Raw genomic sequence first — 25,301 nt, forward strand, 5'->3', positions numbered from 1 at the left:
ACACCTTCTCATTTTTAATCATGATGTTTAATAAGCTCCAATACTTCGGAACGAGCGGCTACATCTTGTCTGAACGTTCCTCTTACAGCAGAAGTGACGGTTTTTGCTCCGGGTTTTTTCACACCCCGCATCGTCATGCACATATGCTCCGCTTCAACGACCACCATTACACCGTGAGGCGTCAGCGTTTCAACGATGCTGTCTGCAATCGTTGAGGTAATCCGTTCCTGCAGCTGCGGGCGTTTTGCGACCGCTTCAACCGCTCTCGCCAGTTTGCTGAGTCCTGTGACTTTGCCGCCTTTAGGAATATATGCCACATGGGCTTTTCCGTAAAAAGGAACCAAATGATGTTCACACATTGAATAAAAAGGAATATCTTTAACAAGAACAAGCTCTTCATGGTCTTCGCCAAAAATTGTTTTAAAATGTTCCTTCGGGTCTTCGTTTAATCCTGCAAACACTTCAGCGTACATTTTCGCGACTCTTTTTGGTGTATCCAGAAGACCTTCACGGTTTGGATCTTCTCCGATTGCTTCTAAAATTTGCCGGACAGCTTGTTCAATTTGTTCTTTATTGATTTCTCTCATTGTTTTATATCCTCCAGAAACGCATACATTTAATTCAGATTCTAGCACACTTCAGCTTATAAAAGCAAAATGAAAGGTTTTAACCGGCAAAAAGAATTTCTTCTGAAAAGAGCTCTTAAATATGAAAAGCCCCTTTTAAAAGGGGCTTTCCTGTGAAGAAACAATACGGTATGTATAACTCGTAGAAAACGGCCTATACATACGATTATTTGCCTGCTACAGCATCTTTAAGCGCTTTACCTGGTTTGAAAGCAGGTACTTTGCTTGCAGGGATTTCGATTTCTTCACCTGTCTGAGGATTACGTCCTTTACGAGCTGAGCGCTCACGAACCTCAAAGTTACCAAAACCGATCAATTGAATTTTTTCACCGTTTTTTAGTGCATCTAAAATTGTATCAAAAACAGAATCAACTGCTTTAGTAGCGTCTTTTTTAGATAGTTCGCTTGCTTCTGCAACCGCATTGATTAGTTCTGTCTTGTTCATGCCTTTCACCTCCTCCCAAAAGGTAACAATCAATAGATTATCATCATTTCTTCACAGTTCAACCTGTTTCTATACCTGTTTGAACAGAAATTTCAAATAAATATAGAAAAGGCATTTCACAGCTTTCAATGAAAATTTCACGTTCAGAGGAACGATTGTCCAATAAAGTGAAGATTTTCTGTATGTAGATTAACACATATGAAAAGCCATATCAAGCATTTTAAAGCTATGATCCCTTATTCGTCAAGGTTTAAGCTGAATGCAACGAACAAATATTCCTATTTTTCCTTTTTTAATCATATTCTTTCCTATATTTCCAGCGCACACCGCCTTTGGATTTTCTATATCCTGGGATTCCACGCGACCTGTGAGCGAGTCTTAAACATACAAAAAAAGACCTCCCGTATGATAAGAGGCCTTACCTTTTATAAGATGATCGCAATCAAGCCGCCTGAGCCTTCATTAATGATGCGCTCCAAGGTCTCCTTCAGCTTATATCTTGCGTTTTCCGGCATGAGAGACAGCTTTGCCTGTATGCCTTCCCTGACGATCGAGCTGAGGCTTCTTCCGAAAATATCGGAATTCCAGATGGACAGCGGATCGTCTTCAAAGTCCTGCATTAAATACCTGACAAGCTCTTCGCTTTGTTTTTCTGTACCGATAATCGGAGCGAATTCGCTTTCTACATCGACTTTGATCATATGAATGGATGGCGCTACAGCTTTCAAGCGCACGCCGAATCTTGATCCCTGTCTGATGATTTCAGGCTCATCAAGACTCATGTCGGTCAATGCCGGCGCAGCAATTCCATAGCCGGTTTGTTTTACCATTTTCAGAGCATCTGACACCTGATCATATTCCGTCTTGGCGTGTGCAAAGTCCTGCATCAGCTGGAGCAGGTGGTCCTTTCCTCTGATTTCAACGCCGACGACTTCCCTTAAGATTTCATCGTACAGGTAATCTGGCGCATATAAATCGATTTCCGCGATTCCCTGCCCCATCTCAATTCCGGCGAGGCTCGCCCGCTCGATGAAATCAAATTCGCTGAAGTGGCCGACGACGCGATCGACATCTCTTAATCTTTTAATATCTTTGACGGTTTCTTTCACTGAATCCTGATAGTTTTCACGCAGCCAGTGGTTTTCTTTTAATACCATGACCCAGCTCGGAAGATTGACGTTTACTTCAAGAACAGGGAACTCGTAAAGCGCTTCTCTGAGAACGCTCATGACATCAGCTTCCCTCATGCTTTCCACACTCATCGCAAGCACTGGAATGTCGTACTTTTCCATCAGCTCATTTCGGAGCGCCTCTGTTTCAGGATGATATGGGCGTACAGAGTTGATCACCATGATAAACGGTTTTCCAACCTCTTTTAATTCATCGATCACCCGCTCTTCCGCCTCAATATAATCCTGTCTGGCGATTTCTCCAATCGTGCCGTCCGTCGTAATGACGACGCCGATGGTTGAATGCTCCTGTATGACTTTTCTCGTGCCGATTTCAGCAGCTTCATGAAATGGAATCGGTTCTTCGTACCAAGGCGTGTTAATCATCCTCGGGCCGTTTTCATCTTCATAGCCCTTTGCTCCAGGTACAGTGTAGCCGACACAGTCAACAAGTCTTATATTCACATCGAGTCCGTCACTGACATGAACTGACATCGCCTGATTCGGAACAAATTTCGGTTCGGTCGTCATGATGGTTTTGCCAGCGGCACTTTGGGGGAGCTCATCTTGCGCGCGCGCCCGGTCTGCTTCATTGTTGATATTCGGGAGCACCACTAGCTCCATAAATTTTTTAATGAACGTAGATTTTCCTGTGCGTACTGCTCCTACGACACCTAAGTATATATCGCCTCCTGTTCGTTCAGCGATATCCTTGAAAATATCGACCTTTTCCAAGTGATCCCCTCCCGGACTTCCAATCCTTTTCAATTTTTTACTTCTTCATCAATCATAAACAGGACATTACATTGTATGACGTTGTCCCATTTCAATATGACAGCTCAGGGAAATTTTTTCGCCATGCGTGAAAAAACCTTTCTCCTAATTGTATGCTGAGGAGAAAGGTTCATGACTAATTCGTGTATTTGCTATGGCAAAAAAACGGGTTCCTGTTTGTCGTTGACAGTATATTGAACCGAAAACGCCGGTACGAAAGGCGTTTTTTTCCACATTAAATCCTGGATTTCCTCGCCCGGTTTTAAGGCCGTTTTTGACTGTTTTGCCAGTTTGGCCAGATCCACCCGATAATCTACCTGGATGTCGCCTTTTTGATCGACGAGAAGCGGAAGCGAAGTGCCTGTTAGCGGACTTGTGACAGAAGGCGCCTCTTTAAGGCCCAGCTTTTGATAATCGAGCATAAATAAATTTTTGGCTACGACTTTTTCGTATGGCGGATACTTATGCTGCTCTTTATACATTTCGACTCGAAGTTTTAAATCTCTGATGGCTTCCGACATTTTCACGTCAATGAGCTTGACCGTCGGATTTTTTTCAACATCTACGAGAACATATAAATATTCTCCGCCATTTTCATAGGAGGTGCCAGGAGGCTCAGCCAAATACCGCGGAGACAGCCTGTTAAAATCAATAGGATATTTTTGATAGATTGGGACGGACATATCTTTTGTTTTAATCGGAAGAAGCCCCCCTGTCGCCTCCCGGAATTCATCAACTGCTGCCTGTACTTCATTCAGCTGATTTTGATAAGGCGCGCTGTTTTTCGCCTTTCTTTCCTCAGGGTATAAACATCCGCTTAAAAAGATTGCTGTGAACATGAGTGTGAGCAGTACGCTTATTTTTTTCATATGAATCTTCCTTTTAAAGACATTATTCATTGACAGGACCGCTGAAGACGACGAAAAAGACGATCACGCCCGAGATCAGCATGCATGTATAAGCCAGAGACGAAGTGATGATTTTGAGAAAACGATTCTGAAACTTATACCTGCTTATGTATATGGCGATCACCGCTATGAACATCAGGCCCATGGCCCCTAAGGCAAACCACATTTTTAACAGACCGAGATTCACACTAAAAGCCCTCCTTCTATCATTCTCTTATGATGTAAGCGTTATATTTCATTTTATATAAGAAAAACCAGAAGTTCAACAGGTTTTCCAATTTTTCGAAATGAAGAACAAGCGCAAAAAAAGCCTGAAGCAAAGAGGGGGACTTTGCTTCAGGCGATGTAAATGATGACTATAAAACCCAAATGATTAGATACAGCTCTTCCAGACTTCGATTCTATTTTATGCAAGTCTTCGGACAAATGTATCCTCTCTTGCCTAAGTCTCCAAAATGTTTCAGGTTTTTAAAAAAGAACCTAGAGGAGAGTGTCAAATCGAATTTGGGGTGGTCATTTCATTTGATTCTCGAACGTGTTCACAAGATCTTCCATCTCGTGTGTTTTGACTCTTGCCATCAATGATTCAACAGCTGTTTCAACTTTTTTGCCGTCAAATAAAACTTTATGCAGGGCTTCTGTGATCGGCATTTTGACATCATATTTCTGTGAAAGCTGATATGCCGCTTTTGTTGTGCGTACCCCCTCAACGACCATCCCCATTTCTTTAAGAACTTCTTCAAGTTTGAAGCCTTTACCCAGCATATTACCGGCGCGCCAATTTCGTGAATGGACGCTTGTGCAGGTGACGATCAGATCCCCGATTCCCGTAAGCCCTGAGAATGTCAGCGGATTTCCGCCCATTTTTGTGCCTAATCGGGCAATTTCCGCGAGGCCTCTTGTAATCAAAGCGGCTTTTGCATTATCTCCGTATCCCAAGCCGTCCGTGATTCCAGCGGCAAGTGCAATGATGTTTTTCAGCGCACCGCCGATCTCGACTCCGATAATATCGGGATTTGTATAGACGCGAAAATGCTGATTCATAAACATATCTTGAATCGCCTGAGCGGCTTCAATGTTTTTCGATGAAACCGTTACTGTCGTCGGGTGTCTTAACCCGACTTCCTCGGCATGGCTCGGACCGGAAAGAACGACGATATCCTCCCTTAATTCAGCAGGGATTTCCTCTTCCATCATCTCTGAGATTCTGAGCAGTGTATCAGGCTCTATTCCTTTTGACACATGTACAAAAATCGCCTTTTGCTTGATAAAGGAAACCGCCTCTTTGAGAACCTCCCGAATCGCTTTCGTCGGAACGGCGACAATGATCGTTTTAACATCAGCCAATGCACCTTGCAGGTCTGTTGTCGCGCGGACATTGTCAGGCAGTTTGACGCCGGGCAGATAATCTTTGTTTTCATGATGTTCATTGATTTGCTCAATCAGCTCTTCGCGGTGGCCCCATACGCAAACATCGTACTGGTTGTCCGCCAAAACAAGGGCCAATGCTGTTCCCCAGCTTCCGGCTCCTAAAATCGATACTTTAGTCATTCTGCTACACCTCTTTATTTTCTTGCTCTTGCGAAAATCTTAATCGGTGTTCCTTCAAATCCAAACGCATCGCGTATCCGGTTTTCCAAAAAGCGTTCATAAGAAAAGTGCATGAGCTCCGGATCATTGACAAACACGACAAAAGTCGGCGGCTTAACAGCCACCTGGGTCGTATAATAGATTTTCAAGCGGTTTCCGCTATGGGTCGGCGTCGGATTCATAGCCACCGCATCCATAATGATATCATTAAGGATGTTGGTCTGCACCCTCATCGAATGGTTTTCGCTTGCCGTCAGGATAGCCGGCATCAGCGTATGAATCCGCTTTTTAGTCAATGCGGACATGAACAGCACAGGCGCATAATCTAAAAATTGAAAGTGGTCTCTGATATTTTGCTCAAATTCTTTCATTGTCCGCTCGTCTTTGTCGACCGCATCCCATTTATTGACAACAATAACGACCGCTTTCCCTGCTTCATGCGCATAACCGGCGATCCGTTTATCCTGTTCAATAATACCTTCTTCGCCATCCAAAACGACGGCGACGACTTCCGAACGGTCGATCGCTTTCAAGGCTCTGAGCACACTGTATTTTTCAGTTGACTCGTAGACCTTTCCTTTTTTTCTCATCCCGGCTGTGTCGACGATGACAAAGTCCCGCTGATTATACGTAAACCTCGTGTCAATGGCATCCCGCGTCGTTCCGGCGATGTTGCTGACGATGACGCGCTCCTCTCCAAGCATGGCGTTCACGAGAGATGATTTTCCTACGTTCGGCCGGCCGATGAGACAAAATTGAACCACTTCATCTTCATATTTCGTCTCGGGTATGTTTTTAAAATGTTCGCTGACCGCATCAAGCAAATCGCCAAGCCCGAGCCCGTGCGTTCCTGAAATGGGATACGGCTCGCCAAATCCGAGTGAATAAAAATCGTAAACATTCGCTCTCATTTCCGGATTATCGAGTTTATTGACCGCCAGAACAACCGGTTTTTTTGTGCGGTATAAAATTTTTGCAACTTCTTCGTCGGCGGCTGTGACGCCTTCGCGGCCGTTCGTCATGAAAATGATCACATCGGCTTCTTCCATGGCGATCTCGGCCTGGTGGCGGATTTGCGCGAGAAACGGCTCATCACCAACTTCAATCCCGCCAGTGTCAATCAGGTTAAAATCATGGTTCAGCCATTCAGCAGAGCTGTATATCCGATCCCGTGTCACACCGGGTGTATCTTCCACAATCGAAATTCTTTCGCCTGCAATCCGGTTAAAGATTGTCGACTTTCCCACATTGGGTCTTCCAACTATGGCTACGACAGGTTTTCCCATAGTACCCTTCCTTTCAATTCTCTTCCAAGCATTCATTCCATTTTTAAATGAATGATCATAGTTTTTCATTTCAAAATTCATCGTGAAGAAAGAAACCCTTCTTTTTTCATGCAGAAGGGCTTAACTCATATATTATATCAATTTCTAAAGAGAGCACAACTCTAATTAAAAATGTTTCACAATCAAATACAGGTCATCCCCTATTCCGTGGGCAATTCCGTCAAGAATGGCTTCAAGATTTTTGGCATACGTATTCATCTCTTCCTGATTGTCGCAAAAAAATACAGATGTACCGCCGATAACCCGATCCCGCCTGGTCGTAACGACTGCCAGGATAAATTTTTCGATCGACTCACTCATTTTTTATCACCTTGCTGTGCCTTTCTTTAATAAACTCCATGGGTATACGGATTGCGTTCTCAAGTGTCGGCACGTCCCCGATCACCCTGATGGCCGTGTCCTTATCCTTGATGATCGGAAGGACAAATACGGCGACTCGTCCGTCATTTAGATCCCTTTTGGCCAAAGGGGTAAGCGACGGTTCGCCTGAATCCCGATAAACGCCGAGTACGTTTGACACATCGAATAATATCGCCTGCCTTTGGCCGAGATTGGCGATCGTCACCGCCGAATTGAAGTTTTTCGGTTTTAATATGAAGCCCATGCCGTGTTCGAGAATCAGTTTCTGCTTTTCAGGAATACCGATATTCATAATATAAATATTATCGACATAAAGGCCTGAACCTTCAAAGTGCGGTTTTTTGTACTCGATATCCACAATATGCTTCATAAAGCTTCCGGACATTAAGATTCTTCCGGCGATAAAACAAATGAGCACAACCGCAAGCCCGGCCCATATAGATGAAAAAAGAATATAGGCCAAAGTCGTTAAGAGCGACGTAAAAATGACAATGTAGTTCCGGCTTTCAAAAGCTATCGCAATTCCTTCAATATACGTGCTTCCTCTTGAAACGAGTTCATAGCCGTCTAGCTGTGTCAATGTTTCCCTTTCCATATTGCGGACATCCCTGAATTGGGTTGCGGCCAACGTTAAAAACGTGATGGCTGTATAATCGGATTTTAATATAGATGGAATGATGACCGCTCCGATGCTTGCAGCGATCATCGCCAGTGCGATATGTATCGTTTTCCCGTGAAGATAGGTCGGGTACTGGCGGTAATCGGTCCTTAGCATATACACTCTGACTCCAATACCGGCGATAATTCCCAAGAGAATCGGATAAGTATATTGACTCATGACATTTTGGTTGCTCCTTTATTCAATCGCTTCCATATTTGATGGATCTGATGTACAAGCCGCTCACATTGGGACATTCCATAAATCAGAACAATGCCGGCTGAACACATTGACAGCCAAGAGAAGCCACCGACAACAATGTCTCCATAAAGCTTTCTGATGATGAGCGAGTACAACAGCTCTCCCTGGCACATGCCAAGTACAAACAGCGCCAGGCGGCTGGCGAAGCTTTTTTCAAAAGCCGCCGTCATGATCACAAACAGCATGATGATCAGCCATTCAGGCTTTAGGATAAACCAAACCGGATCATATAATGCAAAAAGAAATAAAAAACCGTAAGCAAACACCATGGCAAGATGAAGCAATAAGCGCCTGACGCTTTTGTAGATCGAGAGATACCCGTTCAGCCAATATGCACCCGTATAGAACAGCAAATAAGCGGCATTAAAAAACAAGATGAACTGGAGCTGATACATACTTAAAATGATGTTGAGCAAAATAAATGCCGAGGCAAACAATCGGATTCTGTTTTTCTCAAGGATAAAAGTTGTCAAAACCCACAAAAACCACATTGACCAATAGTAATAAAATTCTTCCATATTTTTTCGTCCTCCATTTTTAGTATGGAGTGACTGATGGATTTTTAAACCTATGCGAAGGAGCGAACAACAATGGGAAAAGACAGGCAGGAAAAGAAACTAAAGAAAGAAAGGCGCACCGAATCAGACCGCGACCAAGCGATCAGCCATAACGGAGCTTCCTCTCTGGAGAGCGCTGAAGAAGCGCGAAAGCGTAATCCATAAAAAGAGCCGGCTTTTTGATAAGCCGGCTCTTTAACGCACGCTGTAAGCGGAAGGATCAATTCCCCTTGCTTTCAGCCAATGATAGGTATCCCCCTTTAATACAAGGGGGGCTTTTTTGAGTTCCTCAATTGTGTTGCAGCCCAATACAGTCATGATTCTTTTCAGATCTTCGATAAGGCTCGTCATCTCCTCGACCAAAGCGTCTTCGCCTGAGTCTGTCAGCACCTTGAGAAAATGGCCGGCCATCCCTGCGGCAGACGCTCCCAAAGCGATCGATTTTGCCAGATCAAGCGCATCCTGAATGCCGCCGGAGGCAATGACCGGACGATCGCTGAATGCGGAGCTGACCTCGGCTAAGCTCGCCGCGGTTGATATGCCCCATTGATTAAAAAACCCAACTGCTTTGTCCCTGCGCAAGTTTTCGATTTTTGAAAAATTCGTCCCGCCAAAGCCGCCGACATCAACTGCATGGACCCCCGCATGAAACAGCTGTGCAGCGGTGTTGCTGCTCATTCCGAAGCCCACTTCCTTGACAGAAACAGGGACACTGACTGTACGGCAGATATCCTCAATCCGGCGCAATCGCCCGATAAAGCAGCGATCGCCTTCAGGCATAACCATTTCCTGAATCACATTCAGATGAATCTGAAGCATATCCGCTTCGATCATATCGACTGCTCTCTGAGCCTGCTCAACCGTCGCTTCACTGCCTAAATTGGCGAACACAAGCCCCTTCGGGTTTTCTTTTCTGACAATCTCATAAGAAGGGCGCTCCTCAGGGTCTTTTATCGCGGACATTTGAGATCCTACAGCAACAGGGATGTTTGCTGCCGCTGCAGCTCGCGCTAAAGCTCTGTTAATCTCAAGTGTCGCCTGCCCTCCGCCGCCGGTCATTGCATTGATAAAAATAGGCGAACTTAAGAGCAGTTCGCCTATTTTGGTTGAAGTATCAACTTGTGACAATGCCGTTTCCGGAAGGCTGACGTGAACAAACGTGATATCATCAAACCCCGTCTGACGTTTTTGTCCTGTGGACAGGGCATGTTCAATGTGTTCTTTTTTTCTCTCGGCTCGCGTCACCATCATCACCAAATTACTTTAATTTATTCAGTTTATCTCCAATCATTTCGCCAAGCTGGAATCCGGAAGATTCTTCTTTCGCTTGGTACTGACGGTAATTTTCCTGTTCTGCTTTGTCATTGTTTTCTTCAAGCTCTTTCATGCTTAAAGAAATTCGCTCTTCCTCTTCATTGACATCGAGAACTTTGACTTTCACTTCCTGGCCTTCTTCAAGCACTTCGTGAGGCGTCCCGATGTGTTTATTTGAGATTTGAGAAATATGAACAAGTCCTTCTACTCCCGGAAGCACTTCAACAAATGCACCGAAGCTTACCAAGCGCTGAACTTTGCCGTCAAGGACGTCTCCCGGTTTCACTTTTTCACCGATATTGGCCCATGGTCCAGGAAGGGTTTCTTTGATCGACAGTGATATCCGTTCATTATCGCGGTCAACGGAAAGAACTTTCACTTTTACCTCCTGGCCTTCTTCGACAACGTCTGACGGTTTCTCAACATGTGAATGTGAAAGCTGGGAAATATGAACAAGTCCGTCGATACCGCCGATGTCAACGAAAGCACCGAAGTCTGTCAGGCGCTGAACTTTTCCTTCAAGAACCTGTCCCGCTTCCAATGTCTGCAGGAATCCTTGTTTTCTTTCGGTTTGTTCTTTTTCAACAACCGCACGGTGGGATAAGATCACCCGGTTTTTATCTCTGTCAAGCTCAACAACGATTAATGTAAGCGTCTTTCCTTTATAATCTGCAAAGTCTTCAACAAAATGTGCTTCGACAAGTGATGCAGGGATGAATCCGCGCACGCCTATATCGACTACAAGACCGCCTTTGACGACGTCTTTCACTTCGGCTTCAAACACTTCTTTCGACTCAAACTTTTCCTCTAGGTCTTCCCAAGCGCGGTCTGCATCAACAGCACGTTTTGATAAAATCAATGCATCGTCTTCCACTTTTGTTACTTTTAATTCAAGCTCATCGTCAACATTGACGACATCTGATGCTTTTTCAACATGGAGACTTGATAATTCACTGATTGGGATAATACCGGTTTGCTTGCAGTTGGGGATGTCAACATCGACATGCTTGTCCTCAACTTTCGTTACAATACCTTTCACCACATCTCCAACCTCTGGTACTTGAACATCAATTTGATTCATTTCCTCTGTCATTTCAATAACCTCCTTGGTCCAAACCTACACAGCTTTTGTGAAAACGGTTATTCCGAACTGAATGTCTAACAGTCCGAAAAGCCGATATGTATTAGAGAACCATTCAAAAATGGATATTTGAATGTTCTATAAAATGATTTATTATTACTAACTTCTAATAAAAGCCTGTGTTTGTCAAGTCAAAACATGCAGACAATAAGTAATTTGCCCGGATTTTTTATTTTTGAGCCATTTTGTCTACAACTTGCAAGATTTTCTCAGCCACTTCATCAATGGATAATGAAGTCGTATCGATTTCAAGCGCGTCATCCGCTTTTTTCAGAGGAGAAATCTCCCGCTCGGAATCAAGCTTGTCGCGGCGCCTGATTTCTTCTGCAAGCGTTTCATAATTTACATTGTACCCTTTTTTGACGTTTTCTTCAAAGCGGCGCTTTGCCCGCTCTTCTACTGATGCAAGCAGAAAAATTTTCACTTCCGCATTGGGAAGCACATGGGTGCCGATATCGCGGCCGTCCATGACGACCCCGCCCTTTTCGGCCAGCTGCTGCTGCCTTTTTGTCATTTCTTCGCGGATGCCTCCGTGCTTGGCGGCGATCGAAACCTGATTGCTTACTTCGTCCGTGCGGATCGCTTCTGTTACATCCTCGCCTGCGATATATACCTTCTGCTCCCCTTCTTCTGAAACAGAGAGATCGATGGCGGACTCTTTTAATAATGTCGTCAGTCCGGCTTCACCGGTCAGCTCAACGCCCTTTTTGAGCGCTAAATACGTAATGGCCCGATACATAGCGCCCGTGTCAATATAAATATAGCCCTTTTTTTTTGCCACGATTTTAGCCACTGTGCTCTTTCCTGCTGCGGCAGGGCCGTCGATTGCGATACATAATTTCTTTTCCATAATTCCTCTCCTTGCTCTCTGGTACTCCTTATAGGATTGTATCATGTTCGAAGCGAAAAAGGGGAGATTTTCACGTGATTTACGGCTTAAATGTCTCGATCCATTCGCCGATTTTCATTTTGTTTACTCCTTCATACTGCACGACCTTTGACAGATAAGGTTCAGCTTTTGAAAAATGAAACAGAAGCTGAACGCAAATTAAAATAACGCCCTGTACGACAAGAATTTTAAACAATAACCGCTCAATGGTTTTCATATGATTCCTCCGATGCCTGGCAGGCAAACGCCGGGTCAGGCCTTTTCAATTTCCGGGAACGTTAGATTCAAGCCCCATACATTCAGTATGGAAATGTTTAGGTCTGATTATTCCGCATACCAAAAAGGAAAAGGCCATTTTTAAGCCTTTTCCTTTCTCCATCACAGGTCTTTATATATCGGTTCTGCGCTTTTCATTTTCTCTATTTTCTCTTCACTGCCGTCATTGGCGTTGATAAACATGCGGAACGTATCGTTTTCAATCGTACCGAGTATTTCATAGCACAAGACTTCTTGAGAAAGCTCATTCGTAATCAGGGCGAGGCGCGTTTCCTGAACCTTTACATTCGAATTGAGGTTCGCTTTTGCTTTTTCCGGCGTCAATTTAGGCTTCGGCAGATCTCTTTGTTTATGTGAGGTCAAGAAATCCTTCGCATTAAAGCCGACAATTTCACCGTCGTCAAGGGCTACCTTGATCCGGATGCTGTCCGGATACAGCCACACATCGTTCTGAATAGGGACAAATGAGAAAACGCCGACCCCGTCATATTGCGAGCTTTCATCCATTTTAAGATCGTTTATGTTATAACCGTTCTTTTTCAAAAATTGAAGCGCCCGGTTTGATGCATCATTTAAACTTATTTTTTCTTTTTTAATTTTTTTGTTTTGGATCAGGTAAACGGGATATCCGCCTTTTTCTGTAATGTCCATGTAAATATCCGCTTTTTGGTCAGGGTCCTGCATGCTGATGCTGTAGACGTCCCTGTTCGTTTTCTTGCCGCTCTTCGCCACTTTGATATGATGATTTTTGTCTGGAGCGAACTTTTGAGCAATTTTGCGCGCCTCTTTTTCGGTTATTTTTTTGCCCTTTAAATGATCGTATCCCTGCTTCTCTTTTTTCATGCTCGTCATTGTCGCCGGGCCAAAATCGGTTTCCGAAAACGCTGTTGCGCTTTTTTCCACCGTTTTAAAGCCGTTGATTATCGTATTATCGCTTTGCTTTTGCCCTGAGGCAAGCGCAAGTTCCACATCCATCCATCTTAAATTATTGTCAAGGATCAGATGCTGAACATTCCGCAGTTCATTTTGTATATCTTTTGCATTTTCATAAAGCTTATTTAAAGAAGCGTACTCTTTTTTGTTGAGCGGTTCCTTATCAAGGTCCCGGACGGCTGCTTTATAGCTGAAATCCCCGACACTCGCCAAAAACTCTTCCGTTTTATTAAACGGCATTAAAGTAAGGGGGAGCTGGCTGACATTGTTGTGCGCTTCAGACGTCGTCTTCCAGACTTCCGCTAAAGCGGGGGACAGCGTTTTTTTGCTGTTCATGGCAAGCGTGCTGCCGATTTTATCATGAAGCTGATCCACCTGATAGGTTAAATCGTGAAACGCCCGCTGATAATTGTTTTCCGCATGCAATAAAACCGCGTCTTTCTCCTGATGCTCTTTATAACCCCAGTAGCTTGTTCCGACTATGGCGATACCTAAAATGGCGATTAAAATTCCTCTGATCATTTATAACACCTCGCTTTTATTCACAGAAAATGTGTTTGCCGATCCTTTTGATTTGAGGTCTTCCCCATATCCAAGAGCTTGTGGCCGTATCAGGGTTGAAATAGTACATAGCACTTTCTGAAGGGTCCCATCCATTAATGGCATCCAGAACGGCTTTCTTCGCTGTTTCATCCGGCGTCATATAAATTTGGCCGTCGGCTACAGCTGTAAATGCAAGCGGTTCAAATATGACGCCTGCAACCGTATTTGGGAAAGTCGAGCTGTTAATCCGGTTCAAAATGACGGCTGCAACCGCGACCTGGCCGTCATACGGCTCCCCACGCGCTTCGCCGTAAACGGCTTGCGCCAATAGATTGATGTCATTGTTTGAAAAGCCGCCCGGCATGTTTGCTGCAACTGCGTCCTGTTTTTTAGGCGCAGCAGCTTTCGGCTTTTCTTGTTTTTTAGGCTGCGCAGGAGCCTGCGGCTGTTTTTGGGCCGTATCCTGCTTTGGAGCGGGCTGCTGCTGTCTGGCTTCCGCTTTTTTTCTTGCCTGCTTTTGCACCTCTTTTGAAGGCTTCGTCTGATGTTTCAGCGGCAGGCCGCCGTAATGTGTAAATTTGTTTCCTTTTCTAAGCTGTCTGTGTACAAAATCGCTGTAATATTTCGAATGATTAATCAAAAATCGTTTTGTTTTCGGACCGACAAGGCCGTCTGTCTCTTTTAATCCAAACTGATGTTGAAAATTGCGGACAGCCCAATATGTAGCCCATCCATACACCCCGTCAATTTTGCCATTATAATAGCCGTTATATTGAAGCCTTGCCTGCAGTTCAATCACATCATTACCTGTTGCCCCCCGCTGTATCACCTGTTCAGAAAAGGCAGAGCTTTTTTGACTGAATGGAAGTGAAAGACTGGTTGCCATAATGGTACAAAGAATGACATTCAAACAAAAAGAACCTTTCGACTTCATGTTTTAAGCCTCCTCCAGCATTTTTGTAACCATATCTTTTGTAGCGAGGCAGATTTTATGCACGATTTCCTTTCTGTTTCATCTCAGGCAAAAAATCGGCTTTTACGTCCCATCCGCTTTTTCGGCCAATAAAAAACCGCCTTTAAAAAAGGCGGCTAATGATGGAGCGGCTGTTCTCCGGCTTTGACCGAGCGGGCTTTTTTTGCTTTCCGAAGGCCGAACCACCAGAGAAAAATCATAAACGGCGGCATAAAATAAATCCAATTTTTCAAGGCAAGCAGGATGTAATCGTAAAGGCCGTGCAGTACGACCGGTATAAAGAGCGAGAGCAAAAGCCATTTCAGCTTCGTTTTACTTGTGGAAAATCGAGCTTTGCCGATATAAAAGCCCATAATAACGCCGAATAAAGCATGGCTTGATACCGGAAGCAAAGCGCGCCCAAATGCGTATTCAACCCCGTTTCCGATGAGGTATAATATATTTTCCAGCGTGGCAAACCCCAATGAAATGCTTGTCCCGTATACGATTCCGTCATAGTGTTCATCAAAGTCAACATGCTGAAAAACGCTGACCATCAGCAGGAACCATTTTAAAAATTCTTCCAAAAACCCGGAAGATAAAAAAGAAACGAAGAAACTGCCTTCTGATATGTGTTCTTTTTCCAATACATACTGTATAAACATCGTCGGAAAGACGAGCAAAACCCCCAGTATAAAGAGGCGGACCACCATATGAATGGGCTCTGATTCATACTTTTCCTTTAAGTAAAAATACATTAACAATGCGATTCCGGGAGCTAAGCCTGCGGAGATAATTCCGAGCATGAGGAAACCTCTTTCTTTATCATCTCATTCTATCCTACCATGATTCTGATTGTTTTGAAATTGAAAAGATATGCTGCGATTCTCCTAGTAGCAGAACTTGTCCTTTATGCCGCTCTCATAGCTGGCGAGCAGAACAGCCAATTTCATCCTCGCTTTTTTGCTGTCGTAATCTTTTCCTAAAATGACGCCTTTTTTCACCAGATCGTAGCTGCTCCCGGCATAGTCATATGTCGTATAGACTTCGCCTTCTTCCGCGCTTGTCGTGATGACAATATAAACGCCTTGATTTAATGCATATTCGATATCGGCCATCATTTTCGGCGTCACCTGTCCCCTCCCGACACCCTCAAGCACGATCCCGGCGGCTCCTTCATGCACAGCGGCGCGCACGAACTTTCCGTCTGCGTCGAGATAGCATTTAATGATATCCACTTCTGGCAGAGCCTTTTTGAGCTGATGGACATCTCGTCTTAAGGGCTTTTGATAAACATACACTTGATCATTGTCAATGATGCCTAAGTAGCCAAAGCCAAATACGTCAAAGCCCTGCAGGTTGGAGGCATGGACTTTTTTAACATAGCGCGCATTAAATATTCTTTCGTTAAAAACGACAACTGTGCCCGCTCCCCTTATATCCCGGCTTGAGGCCGTATAAACCGCGTGTCTGATATTTGTATATGCATCACTGCCCTGCTGCTCCGGGGCGCGCTGCGAGCCTGTAACAACAACCGGTCTTTCATCCTGTATGGTTAAATCTAAGAAATAGGCCGTTTCTTCAAGTGAATCGGTTCCGTGCGTGACAACGGCCCCGTCATATGATTTGTCCTCAAAAACCTTTTCAATGGCCTTTTTCAGTTCCAATAAATCTTGAAATGTAATATGCATGCTCGGAAGCTGAAAAGTCGGATATACATCGATCTCAACATCTTCAGGAAGGTTGCAGATTTCGGCGAGTTCTGTCCCGCTGATGGCGCCCGCTGCCAGCCTTCCGCTTTCGGTTTTCCGGCTGGCGATCGTCCCTCCTGTGGTGATGAGAGCTACTTTGTTTTTCATCTTTACGATGCCCCTTTACGTCGTGATTTGTGTGCAGAAAAAAAGAGAGAGCACATCTATATATAGATATGCTCTCTTTTTCATGTAACAAATCATATCGTGGGAAATTTTAAATCCGTTTCGCGATTTCAGCTGCAATTAAACCGCCGTGAAAACGTCCGTTTTCAATAAAGATTTCATTCGCATTGTTCCCCGCGGCGATGACGCCTGCAATAAAAATGCCTTCTTCATTCGTCTCCATCGTTTCTTCGTGGAAGAATGGACGGCCTGTTTCAGCATCAATTTGAACGCCCATTTTTTGAAGGAAGCTGTGATCGGGATGATAGCCCGTCATCGCGAATACAAAATCATTCTTGATGCTGGTCTCTTGCCCGTCAACAGAAAAAATCAGCCGGTCTTCCGTGATTTCCTTGACGGCTGCACGGAATTCCATCCGTATTTTTCCGTTTTTGACAAGGGAGACGAATTCGGGAAGAATCCACGGTTTTATGCTTGAGGAATACTCTTTTCCCCTGTATAAAACCGTCACTCGCGCGCCTGCTTTGACAAGCTCCATAGCCGCGTCAACACTTGAATTTTTGCCGCCGATGACCGCAACATCTTTATCAAAATACGGATGGGCTTCTTTGAAATAATGGAACACCTTTGGAAGATCCTCGCCCGGTACATTCATATAATTCGGGTTGTCATAGTATCCCGTCGCAGCGACGCAAAATGAAGCCAGGTAGGTGTCCTTGGATGTTTCCACGATAAACTGATTCTTTTCGGTTTTCGTTACAGAATGAACCTTTTCAAAAGCATTGACTCTCAAATTTTTCCGTTTGGCGACTTCTCTGTAATAAGAAAGCGCCTGATTTCTGACCGGTTTGTGATGTTCAGTAATAAATGCCACATCACCGATTTCCAGCTTTTCGCTCGAACTAAAAAACGTTTGATGTGTAGGATATTGATAAATGCTGTTTACAATATTCCCTTTTTCGATGACGAGGGCATCTATTCCGATCTGCTGCATCGCAATAGCCGCCGAAAGCCCGCAGGGGCCGCCGCCGATAATGATGACTTTTTCTTCTTTCATGTTCCATTCATCTCCTGTCATATCCGAAAAACAAAAAATCTCCTATTTCATGATAGGAGATTTTTTTGCTTGTTGCAAATGCTAGAATCTATATCCAGCCTCTGAAGCGTGAAGCTTCCGCCATCTTGCGGACTCCCACCATGTAGGCGGCAAGCCGCATGTCAATTCTGCGGTTGTGGGACATCTCATAAATATTGTTAAATGATTTGACCATCATTTTTTCCAATCGATCTTCCACTTCTTCTTCTGTCCAGTAGAAGCCCTGATTGTTTTGCACCCATTCAAAATAAGATACCGTCACACCGCCTGCGCTCGCAAGCACATCCGGCACAAGCAGAATATCGCGGTCGGAAAGAATTTTCGTTGCTTCAAGCGTTGTCGGTCCATTGGCCGCTTCGACGACGATTTTCGCATTAATGTTATGTGCATTTTCCGCGGTAATTTGGTTTTCAATCGCAGCCGGCACTAAAATGTCGCATTCCAGCTCCAGCAGCTCCTGATTTGTAATCGTATCGTTGAACAGCTTGGTGACGGTTCCAAAGCTGTCGCGACGGTCGAGCAGATAATCGATGTCAAGGCCGTCCGGATCATATAAGCCGCCGTATGCATCAGAAATGCCGACAATCTTTGCACCTGCATCATGCATAAATTTCGCCAGGTAGCTTCCCGCATTTCCGAACCCCTGCACAACGACAGAAGCCCCTTCTATTTCGATGTCTTTTTTCTTCGCTGCTTCTTTAATACAGATTGTAACCCCTTTTGCTGTCGCAGATTCTCTGCCGTGAGAACCACCTAAAACGAGCGGTTTTCCGGTAATGAAACCCGGAGAGTTGAATTCATCAATTCTTGAATATTCGTCCATCATCCATGCCATAATTTGAGAATTAGTAAATACATCGGGAGCCGGCACGTCTTTTGTCGGTCCGACAATTTGGCTGATCGCCCTGACGTAGCCTCTGCTTAAACGTTCCAGTTCAGGAAAGGACATATCCCTTGGATCACAAATGATCCCGCCCTTTCCGCCTCCATATGGAAGGTCAATGATTCCGCATTTCAGACTCATCCAAATAGAAAGCGCTTTAACTTCTTTTTCTGTAACCCCCGGATGAAAACGGATGCCGCCTTTTGTCGGCCCTACTGCATCATTGTGCTGGGCGCGGTATCCCGTAAAGATTTTCACAGATCCATCATCCATGCGAACCGGAATTTTAACCGTTAGAAAACGAATCGGTTCTTTTAACAATTCATACACTTCTTCTGGATACCCCAATTTTTCAAGCGCCTTATGTATCACCGTTTGCGTTGATTTTAAAACGTCATGTGTATTTTCTTCAGTATGACCGGTGTTTTGATCGGCTACCATTATAAGTTAACCTCCTAAAGTCTTTCTGGCATGTTGTCCTTTCAGAGAATAGTATACACCCTTGCACCAATCATGCAAAGAACAAACAACCATTTTTCGTGAAAATATTCGAGAAAAATCTTTTTTGTTATATTCTTATTTTCGGCAGAAAAAAACTGCTGTTTAACACAGCAGAAAATCTTTTGCGATGCGGGTTACTTAAAGTATGTCTGAATCGTCTGAACGGCATTGTTATCCATGATTTTCTTTCCATATTCCTGAAGCCTGTAAATGGTTAAAGTCGTCGGGCTTCCGTATTCGGCCAAAATCGAAATCACGCCGTCAACAGAGTGGGAATCAAAGTCATCCAAACTTAAGAAATATCTGTCTCCATAATGATAGACTGTTCCGCCTTGAATGCCGATGCGGTCAAGATTTCTGGACAGCTCGATCAGATGTTCAAACGTTTGAAACTCATATACTATGTCAACACTTTCCCCAAGCTTGACTTGCATTTCTATATAATCCTCATCATACTCATTATCGTCTTCATCTGTTTCATGGTTTTTGGTGACAATGATAACCATTCCTTGCGCCTGAAGAGAATACACTTCCACAGCAATTGGGCCATTCGCTTCAAACCCGAGCTCTGTATTCGCTTCGTTCATCATGTCCTTAAACAGCTGCTGAACTTTAAATGAGTCTTTCCAAAGGTCTTCTTTCGTCAGCCCCCGGTCTGTCAGATCATCAAGTGTCAGAAAGATTTTGATCTTGTTATAATTTAGACGCTCAAGCCGCATAACGTTCCCTCCTGCCTCTTCTTGCACACATCATATATCTTAATTATATGGAGATGATGAGTCATAGGTTCTTAATTTTGATACCAGTTTACACTGTGTTTCACTGGAAGACAAGCACTATGCCGTCTTTTCGTTTCTTTTCAGAGGAAAAAGCTTAGTGCTGTTGCTTCGGAACGAGCTTGATCAGATGTGTTTCAGGCCGTGCCCCAAGCCTTAAAGGAAGTTTTGTCGTCCCGTAGCCGTTGCTGATCAGGTAGCATGCCTGATGAACCGTTCCCATCCCCCCTTTTTCATACAAGCCAAGCCTGCCGATGCGGATCTGCCCCCCGTGTGTATGTCCGCTGAATACGGCGTCAATTCCATCCGTCTCATGTATTTGATGATGAATCTCCGGATTATGTGAAACTAAAAGAGTCGGAGCATTGCTCTGGAGTCGGCGCACAGCTTCTCGGTAATCGTCCAATTCGAGTCTGATATCGTCGACTCCGCAAATATTGACGGCTTGTCCGTTATGTTCGTAAAGAACCGACTCATTGCGCAAGGCTGTCACGCCGTATTTCTTGAAAATGGCGGTCAATCTTTGCTGATCGACTTCATAATCATTGTTTCCCCATACAAAATACGTTTTTCCCAAACTTGCCAGCCTTTTTATATTTTCTTCAATCGTCGGAAACGGGACGCCGTGCTCCGCCAGGTCGCCTCCGATGACTACGAGGTGAACCCCGTGTTCTTTTACTTCTTGGATGATCTCTGTACTGACTGTCCTCCTGTGAATATCTGAAATAAAAAAGAGGTTCAGCGGTTCTTTGAGGCGTCCGACGGGAAACTCTGCACGCACCACCGTGTTTTCTTTAGCGATAGCAGACATTTTCCAAAGCAAGGCGAAAAAGCAAATCAAAGCTGCAAAAATGAGACTGAGCAAATAGATCATAATCATTCTCCAATCTTGTTTTCTTTCTTCATAAGACGGCTGACGAAAAAAGACGTTTCTTTTCACAAGAAAACGTCTTTTAACTTTATTTGCTTTCGAAATAAAGGTTGATGTCATATTGCTGTTTCATTAACTTAAAAACCGTTTCCCGTGATTTCCACATTTCAGGCTGAGGCCATAAATCCGTGCTTTTCTGAATAATCTCACATCTCAGCTTATGATATTCCCCTTCCGCTTTTTCTTCCTTCTTTTTAAAATAATAAGCGGTGCTGTAGGCGAAAGCGGCGGACAATATCCAAAACAGATAAATGGAGTCATTGAGCATTTCGGACAGAAAACCGCTTTGCCCCAGCCCTTTTGCCGCTATAAACAAACAAAACGAAGCCGCGCAAATGATGGCGGCTGCCTGCCATCTGAATGTCTGCCTAGCATAATTTTCATACTTCTGTTTTCTCTTAATTAAGCCGCGAAGCATTTGTCTTGTAGGTTCGTCGGCGAAACGGTCCAGCTGATTAAGCTCGCTCCCCACAGTCCTCACACCTTGTCCTAATTGTTAGTACAATGTATATGTAGATGCGGCCCAAATCATACCATGGGTTAATAAATAGGAATATCCAGCACCTGTCCCGCGTAGACATTGTTGCCGGATAATTGATTGTAATTGCGGATTTTTTCTTCTCCTGACCGGTCCTTATAATATTTCAGTGAGATCCTGAAAAGCGTTTCTTTTTCAGCAACTGTGTGCTTGAGCACCTTTTTCGGCTTCGGTTCGGCGGCTTTTTGCACCGGCGGCGTTGTTTCAGCTACCTTTTTCTTTGTTACAGCAGGCTTTTCCTCAGCTCTATTCGTTTCCTTTTCTTCTGGTTCTTTCTTTTTTTCAGTCTGCTTTTTTTCAGTCTTTTGCCGGGATTCATCCGCTTTTTTTTCCGATTTGCTGCTGTCTTCTTTCGGCTTTTCTTCTTCAAGGGCGGCGGCTGTATGCTGTGAATCTTTCTCTTCTTCAACGGACTGTTCACCGTCTTTTTTTTCATCGAGCATCCCTGTTTCATCCGACTTTTCATAAAACACGTCGTCATATTGTCCAGGGTTAGTATCAGCATCGTTTTGGTTCAGCATATACATGAACACAAGAAAAACGATGATCGGGATGAAAAAAAACATGACAGCAAGCGATGTAAACAAAGGGTTTCTGTTTTTATTCTTGCTGTTTTTCTTTTTTTCACGATATGACTGTCTGGAAGGGAGCTCATCTTCAGCCTGCTCCGGCTCTTTCGGAACCTCCCAGTCGAATTCAGCGCGGGCTTTCTCCTCCCCCTGCTCCTTTTTCTTCCTCTCTATCCTGGACATCTCCGCCATGTGAACTCCTCCTTACGTGTTGAAAACGAATCTGGCACGCGAATACCACATCAATCAAAAAATGAGCCGTGACAGGCACGAATAAATTATGAGTCTGCTGAAAGCTCAGTCCGAGCAGAAAACTGATCGAAACAACCATTGCAAAAAGCAGCCACTTTTTTAAATAACGAAAATGCAAAATCGCGAAAATGATGCTCGCAGTCCAAATGCCGAAATGGGTCTGGATGACGCCTCTAAACAATATTTCTTCGGTAAATGCTATAAAAAGGGTAAGGAACAGGATATGCGGGTATGACCGATTGCGAAATAGCTTTTCATTAATCCCTTCATCGTCATACATATGCCGGGGAACCCATTTCATCACTGCCAGATCAATCAAAATGACAAGAACCGATAACGGCACCCCATAAGTCAGGATGTTCGGATCGAACCCATTCCAAAGCGAGAAAAAACCGCCGATATCATCAAATAAAAAGATTCCCAACAGCAGCGCTAAAACGAGCATCAAAGCTTGTGAAGCATATAGCTGTTTCAACATTTCCCTGTCTGACAGCCGTTTAATGATTTCAGTTTGTTTTTTCAGCATAAACGATCACGGCCGGCGGCGAATATCGCATCCAATTCTTCTTCCCAGGCTGTCAATTCATTCATAAATGGGCGGTCTCCTTTAGTTTCGTATGCATCAAGATCTAAACCGCAATATGTACAGCAAGCTGCACCGCTGTTTTTTCGGGGCTTTAGCTCTTCATTAAAATAAGCCAGCAGGCCTCTGCGGAAGCATCCTTCGCTTTCGGTGATGGACGCGAAGCCGGCCATCTTTTTTAATTTCAGGTGTTTTCGGCTGTCCATTTCCCGATAGATGAGCTCTCTTCCGTCATCACCTAAATGATGAACCTTTAAGTAAAGGTGTACAAAATGGCGGGCCTGTGTTTCTGATAGGCCTGACTGCTGAAGAATGTCCCTTAAAGCGCGTTCATCCTTCACATCGGCAAGCTTTTCATATAAAAAGTCAATATCGTGTTGACTAAGGGCTTCCGTTTGAATCAGTTGCTCCTGAATGCCTTTATCTCCTGGAGCTTTCAGGAGGATGCTGATGCTCTGCTGTCCGTCCCGGCCTGCGCGGCCGATTTCCTGCATATAGGCCTCTGCGGTCTGCGGGAGGTTGAAATGAATCACATACCTGACATCCGGCTTATCGACCCCCATTCCAAAGGCATTTGTACAGCAGACCGCATCTAGCTGATTACGGATGAACTGCTGCTGGATCAGCATCCTGTCACCAGATTCCATCCCCCCGTGATAAAAGCCCGTTCTCAGCCTTGTCTCTTCGGCGAGCCTCTCAGCCAGCTCTTCAGTCCATTTTCTCGTCGGACAATAGATAAGGCCCGGCCCTTGGAGTTTGCGAACCAGTTCAATCAGCCTTTCCGTTTTTGCAGCTGTATCCTGGAGATTTTCAATATGAAGGGCGATATTCGGGCGATCAACAGAATAGATGAAATAACTGGCTTCCGCAAGCCCGAGCATTTGGGATATATCCTTTAATGTCGCTTCTGTTGCCGTCGCTGTAAGCGCCAGTGTGGGCGGATTGCCGAGAAGCGCTTTGATCTCGCCGAGCTTCGAATAATCGGGTCTGAAGTCATGTCCCCATTGCGAAATACAGTGGGCTTCATCAACGACAAAAAGGCTGACTTTAATCGTCTGAAGACGTTTGATGATCTGTTCAGACTGAAGTGCTTCAGGTGAAATATAAAGAAATTTAAGACGGTGAAGCTGTTTTAAAATATAGTCTCTTTCTTGATACGTCAAGACGCTGTTATACGCTGCCGTCCTTTTTTCGCCCCGCATCTTCAGCTGCTGCACCTGATCTTCCATTAAAGAAAGCAGCGGGGAAACAATCAAAACCGTTCCGTCTGTCAAAAATCCCGGAAGCTGGTAACATAATGATTTCCCCCCTCCTGTCGGAAGCATCGCCACCGTATCCTGCCCCTCAAGAACGCTTTTCATAATCGTTTCCTGACCTTTTTTAAACGAACTGTATCCGAAATGGCGGCGGAGGGCCTGATGAAGTTTATCCATGCCGGCTCACCGTTTTCGACAGGGCCAGACGGATCTTGAAATAGCTGTATCTATCCCCGAGGCCTTCTTTAATATGTCTGATTTTATTGGTTTGATTGGTTTTTGCATAATCGGCAATGATTTTCTGCTCCTCTTTTGAAACATATCTTTCAATGGAAAAAGCCGGCTCACGGATCGCGATTTCCACTATATGATCCTCGATCGTCGCCGTTTTCAGATTTCTGATTTCTGCAATCCGGTCAATTGATTTGCCATCTTTGATGAGAAGCAGCGTTTTTCTCGTCGATTGCGTCAGCGCATCTTGAAAAGACATATCATGAATCAGCGTTTGCAATATCGGACTCTCACCATTTTGGGCGGATTGAATAAAATAGTGCAGCACATCCCAAAACAACGCATATATGTACCATTCATCCCGATGCATTTTTTCCGCAAGCTGTTTAAATGTAAAGCCTGCTTTTCTGGCTGATGTCAGAGAATGTACAAAAACTGAAGCCTGTTCATCATCGTTCAATGCCGACAGCCTTTCTTTCAGTTCTTTGTGGAGGCGCGCAGCCATTTCTTCAGTATTCCGGCTTCTCAAGTAGTGTCTGACCCAGTTTTGAATCTGGTAATCTTTTGTGATCGGCAAATAAGCGCGCTCACGATATCGTCTGTTTGAGATCACCTGAAGCAAAAGAGACATCCTCCCCCACATGATTTTAGCGGCTGCCTGATAATATGCGCCGTGAAAGTGCTTGGGCCATGGATGCATACTGAAGCAGCGGGCCAGCTCTTGTTGACCGCTTTCAGTCACGGCATAAGCGTCAGTCCCCGTTTTTTCGGCAATAAAAGATTTCTGCTTCAACTTTTGAACACTGCTGTTCAATTGGTCTCTTGAAAGGGACGGACTAAAGCCGAAATACTTTGAGACAGCAAATAAACCGGCGTCTTGTATCGTCTGTGACGACCTTTTCCCTTTTAATAAATGGAACACGGCGCTCGGCGACCGCTCTCCTCTCATTGAAGAAAGGATGTCCAGCACAACGGCGTCAAAAAAATAAACCGACATAGCATCACCTGCATTCTTTTAGGCCAACATTCGATATTTTTCTTCTTTTTATTTTAACAGATTTTGCGG

At 44.4% G+C, this 25,301-nt stretch carries 28 protein-coding genes; 1 reads left to right on the forward strand and 27 read right to left on the reverse strand.

Annotated features, from left to right (window positions below):
• Positions 1 to 14: 14 nt before the first annotated feature.
• From folE to RBH91_RS12990, 10 genes are all read right to left on the reverse strand, one after another.
• A complete protein-coding gene (gene folE, locus RBH91_RS12945; RefSeq protein WP_307891859.1) occupies positions 15 to 587 on the reverse strand; it encodes a GTP cyclohydrolase I FolE in 573 nt (190 codons plus the stop codon).
• 205 nt (positions 588 to 792) lie between these two features.
• Positions 793 to 1,071 (reverse strand): non-specific DNA-binding protein Hbs, encoded by a 279-nt coding sequence (gene hbs / locus RBH91_RS12950; RefSeq protein ID WP_003183006.1) that lies wholly within the window; start codon positions 1,069 to 1,071, stop codon positions 793 to 795.
• 425 nt (positions 1,072 to 1,496) lie between these two features.
• The gene (gene spoIVA, locus RBH91_RS12955) at positions 1,497 to 2,975 is read right to left on the reverse strand and encodes a stage IV sporulation protein A (RefSeq protein WP_076758843.1); all 1,479 of its coding nucleotides are present in this window, start codon (positions 2,973 to 2,975) and stop codon (positions 1,497 to 1,499) included.
• A gap of 191 nt (positions 2,976 to 3,166) precedes the next feature.
• Complete coding sequence (locus RBH91_RS12960; protein WP_307891860.1) at positions 3,167 to 3,883, reverse strand: LptM family lipoprotein; 717 nt, start codon at positions 3,881 to 3,883, stop codon at positions 3,167 to 3,169.
• Between the two features lie 22 nt (positions 3,884 to 3,905).
• Complete coding sequence (locus tag RBH91_RS12965) at positions 3,906 to 4,109, reverse strand: DUF2768 domain-containing protein (RefSeq protein WP_076758838.1); 204 nt, start codon at positions 4,107 to 4,109, stop codon at positions 3,906 to 3,908.
• Positions 4,110 to 4,435: 326 nt separating this feature from the next.
• Positions 4,436 to 5,473, reverse strand: coding sequence for an NAD(P)H-dependent glycerol-3-phosphate dehydrogenase (locus RBH91_RS12970; RefSeq protein WP_076758836.1), 1,038 nt, complete (start codon positions 5,471 to 5,473; stop codon positions 4,436 to 4,438).
• 14 nt (positions 5,474 to 5,487) lie between these two features.
• The gene (gene der, locus RBH91_RS12975) at positions 5,488 to 6,798 is read right to left on the reverse strand and encodes a ribosome biogenesis GTPase Der (protein WP_076759000.1); all 1,311 of its coding nucleotides are present in this window, start codon (positions 6,796 to 6,798) and stop codon (positions 5,488 to 5,490) included.
• Positions 6,799 to 6,963: 165 nt separating this feature from the next.
• Positions 6,964 to 7,158, reverse strand: a complete 195-nt coding sequence (locus tag RBH91_RS12980) for a capping complex subunit for YIEGIA (RefSeq protein WP_076758834.1) — start codon at positions 7,156 to 7,158, stop codon at positions 6,964 to 6,966.
• The gene (locus RBH91_RS12985) at positions 7,151 to 8,056 is read right to left on the reverse strand and encodes a YIEGIA family protein (protein WP_307891861.1); all 906 of its coding nucleotides are present in this window, start codon (positions 8,054 to 8,056) and stop codon (positions 7,151 to 7,153) included. The genes RBH91_RS12980 and RBH91_RS12985 overlap by 8 nt, the downstream gene beginning before the upstream one ends.
• Positions 8,053 to 8,655, reverse strand: a complete 603-nt coding sequence (locus RBH91_RS12990) for a YphA family membrane protein (protein ID WP_076758827.1) — start codon at positions 8,653 to 8,655, stop codon at positions 8,053 to 8,055. Before RBH91_RS12990 ends, RBH91_RS12985 begins: the two co-directional genes overlap by 4 nt.
• Before the next feature lie 72 nt (positions 8,656 to 8,727).
• On the opposite strand from RBH91_RS12990, the gene RBH91_RS12995 reads away from it, so the two are divergent.
• Positions 8,728 to 8,859 carry a YpzI family protein gene (locus RBH91_RS12995; protein ID WP_076758823.1) on the forward strand — a complete coding sequence of 44 codons (132 nt, stop codon included), beginning with the start codon at positions 8,728 to 8,730 and terminating at the stop codon, positions 8,857 to 8,859.
• Between the two features lie 30 nt (positions 8,860 to 8,889).
• On the opposite strand, the gene fni is transcribed toward RBH91_RS12995, so the two are convergent.
• From fni to RBH91_RS13080, 17 genes are all read right to left on the reverse strand, one after another.
• Positions 8,890 to 9,939, reverse strand: coding sequence for a type 2 isopentenyl-diphosphate Delta-isomerase (fni, locus tag RBH91_RS13000; protein ID WP_307891862.1), 1,050 nt, complete (start codon positions 9,937 to 9,939; stop codon positions 8,890 to 8,892).
• 13 nt (positions 9,940 to 9,952) lie between these two features.
• Positions 9,953 to 11,101, reverse strand: a complete 1,149-nt coding sequence (gene rpsA / locus RBH91_RS13005) for a 30S ribosomal protein S1 (RefSeq protein ID WP_307891863.1) — start codon at positions 11,099 to 11,101, stop codon at positions 9,953 to 9,955.
• A gap of 217 nt (positions 11,102 to 11,318) precedes the next feature.
• Positions 11,319 to 11,999: a (d)CMP kinase gene (gene cmk / locus RBH91_RS13010; protein ID WP_307891864.1), complete on the reverse strand. Its 681-nt coding sequence runs from the start codon at positions 11,997 to 11,999 to the stop codon at positions 11,319 to 11,321.
• Between the two features lie 79 nt (positions 12,000 to 12,078).
• Entirely contained in the window at positions 12,079 to 12,255 is a 177-nt protein-coding gene (locus RBH91_RS13015; RefSeq protein WP_307891865.1) for a YpfB family protein, read from the reverse strand.
• 161 nt (positions 12,256 to 12,416) lie between these two features.
• Complete coding sequence (ypeB, locus tag RBH91_RS13020) at positions 12,417 to 13,769, reverse strand: germination protein YpeB (RefSeq protein WP_307891866.1); 1,353 nt, start codon at positions 13,767 to 13,769, stop codon at positions 12,417 to 12,419.
• 16 nt (positions 13,770 to 13,785) lie between these two features.
• Positions 13,786 to 14,724, reverse strand: a complete 939-nt coding sequence (gene sleB / locus RBH91_RS13025) for a spore cortex-lytic enzyme (protein WP_076758812.1) — start codon at positions 14,722 to 14,724, stop codon at positions 13,786 to 13,788.
• Between the two features lie 155 nt (positions 14,725 to 14,879).
• Positions 14,880 to 15,548, reverse strand: a complete 669-nt coding sequence (gene prsW / locus RBH91_RS13030; protein WP_076758809.1) for a glutamic-type intramembrane protease PrsW — start codon at positions 15,546 to 15,548, stop codon at positions 14,880 to 14,882.
• Positions 15,549 to 15,632: 84 nt separating this feature from the next.
• Positions 15,633 to 16,601 carry an asparaginase gene (locus RBH91_RS13035; protein WP_307891867.1) on the reverse strand — a complete coding sequence of 323 codons (969 nt, stop codon included), beginning with the start codon at positions 16,599 to 16,601 and terminating at the stop codon, positions 15,633 to 15,635.
• A 109-nt stretch (positions 16,602 to 16,710) separates the two neighbouring features.
• Positions 16,711 to 17,676 carry a YpdA family putative bacillithiol disulfide reductase gene (locus RBH91_RS13040; RefSeq protein ID WP_307891868.1) on the reverse strand — a complete coding sequence of 322 codons (966 nt, stop codon included), beginning with the start codon at positions 17,674 to 17,676 and terminating at the stop codon, positions 16,711 to 16,713.
• 88 nt (positions 17,677 to 17,764) lie between these two features.
• On the reverse strand, positions 17,765 to 19,039 hold the full coding sequence (locus RBH91_RS13045) for a Glu/Leu/Phe/Val family dehydrogenase (protein WP_307891869.1): 1,275 nt from the start codon (positions 19,037 to 19,039) through the stop codon (positions 17,765 to 17,767).
• Positions 19,040 to 19,233: 194 nt separating this feature from the next.
• Entirely contained in the window at positions 19,234 to 19,818 is a 585-nt protein-coding gene (locus RBH91_RS13050) for a genetic competence negative regulator (protein ID WP_076758798.1), read from the reverse strand.
• 154 nt (positions 19,819 to 19,972) lie between these two features.
• Entirely contained in the window at positions 19,973 to 20,749 is a 777-nt protein-coding gene (locus tag RBH91_RS13055; RefSeq protein WP_307894738.1) for a metallophosphoesterase, read from the reverse strand.
• 85 nt (positions 20,750 to 20,834) lie between these two features.
• Positions 20,835 to 21,278, reverse strand: a complete 444-nt coding sequence (locus tag RBH91_RS13060; RefSeq protein WP_076758795.1) for a YpbF family protein — start codon at positions 21,276 to 21,278, stop codon at positions 20,835 to 20,837.
• A 68-nt stretch (positions 21,279 to 21,346) separates the two neighbouring features.
• Positions 21,347 to 22,105 (reverse strand): LysM peptidoglycan-binding domain-containing protein, encoded by a 759-nt coding sequence (locus RBH91_RS13065; RefSeq protein WP_307891870.1) that lies wholly within the window; start codon positions 22,103 to 22,105, stop codon positions 21,347 to 21,349.
• On the reverse strand, positions 22,041 to 22,691 hold the full coding sequence (locus RBH91_RS13070; RefSeq protein WP_307891871.1) for a CPBP family intramembrane glutamic endopeptidase: 651 nt from the start codon (positions 22,689 to 22,691) through the stop codon (positions 22,041 to 22,043). Before RBH91_RS13070 ends, RBH91_RS13065 begins: the two co-directional genes overlap by 65 nt.
• Positions 22,685 to 24,181, reverse strand: coding sequence for a RecQ family ATP-dependent DNA helicase (locus tag RBH91_RS13075; protein ID WP_307891872.1), 1,497 nt, complete (start codon positions 24,179 to 24,181; stop codon positions 22,685 to 22,687). The genes RBH91_RS13070 and RBH91_RS13075 overlap by 7 nt, the downstream gene beginning before the upstream one ends.
• Positions 24,174 to 25,232, reverse strand: coding sequence for a YpbB family protein (locus RBH91_RS13080; protein ID WP_307891873.1), 1,059 nt, complete (start codon positions 25,230 to 25,232; stop codon positions 24,174 to 24,176). Before RBH91_RS13080 ends, RBH91_RS13075 begins: the two co-directional genes overlap by 8 nt.
• Positions 25,233 to 25,301 lie beyond the last annotated feature (69 nt).

This window comes from Bacillus swezeyi (assembly GCF_030908325.1).
Taxonomy (GTDB): Bacteria; Bacillota; Bacilli; order Bacillales; family Bacillaceae; genus Bacillus; species Bacillus swezeyi.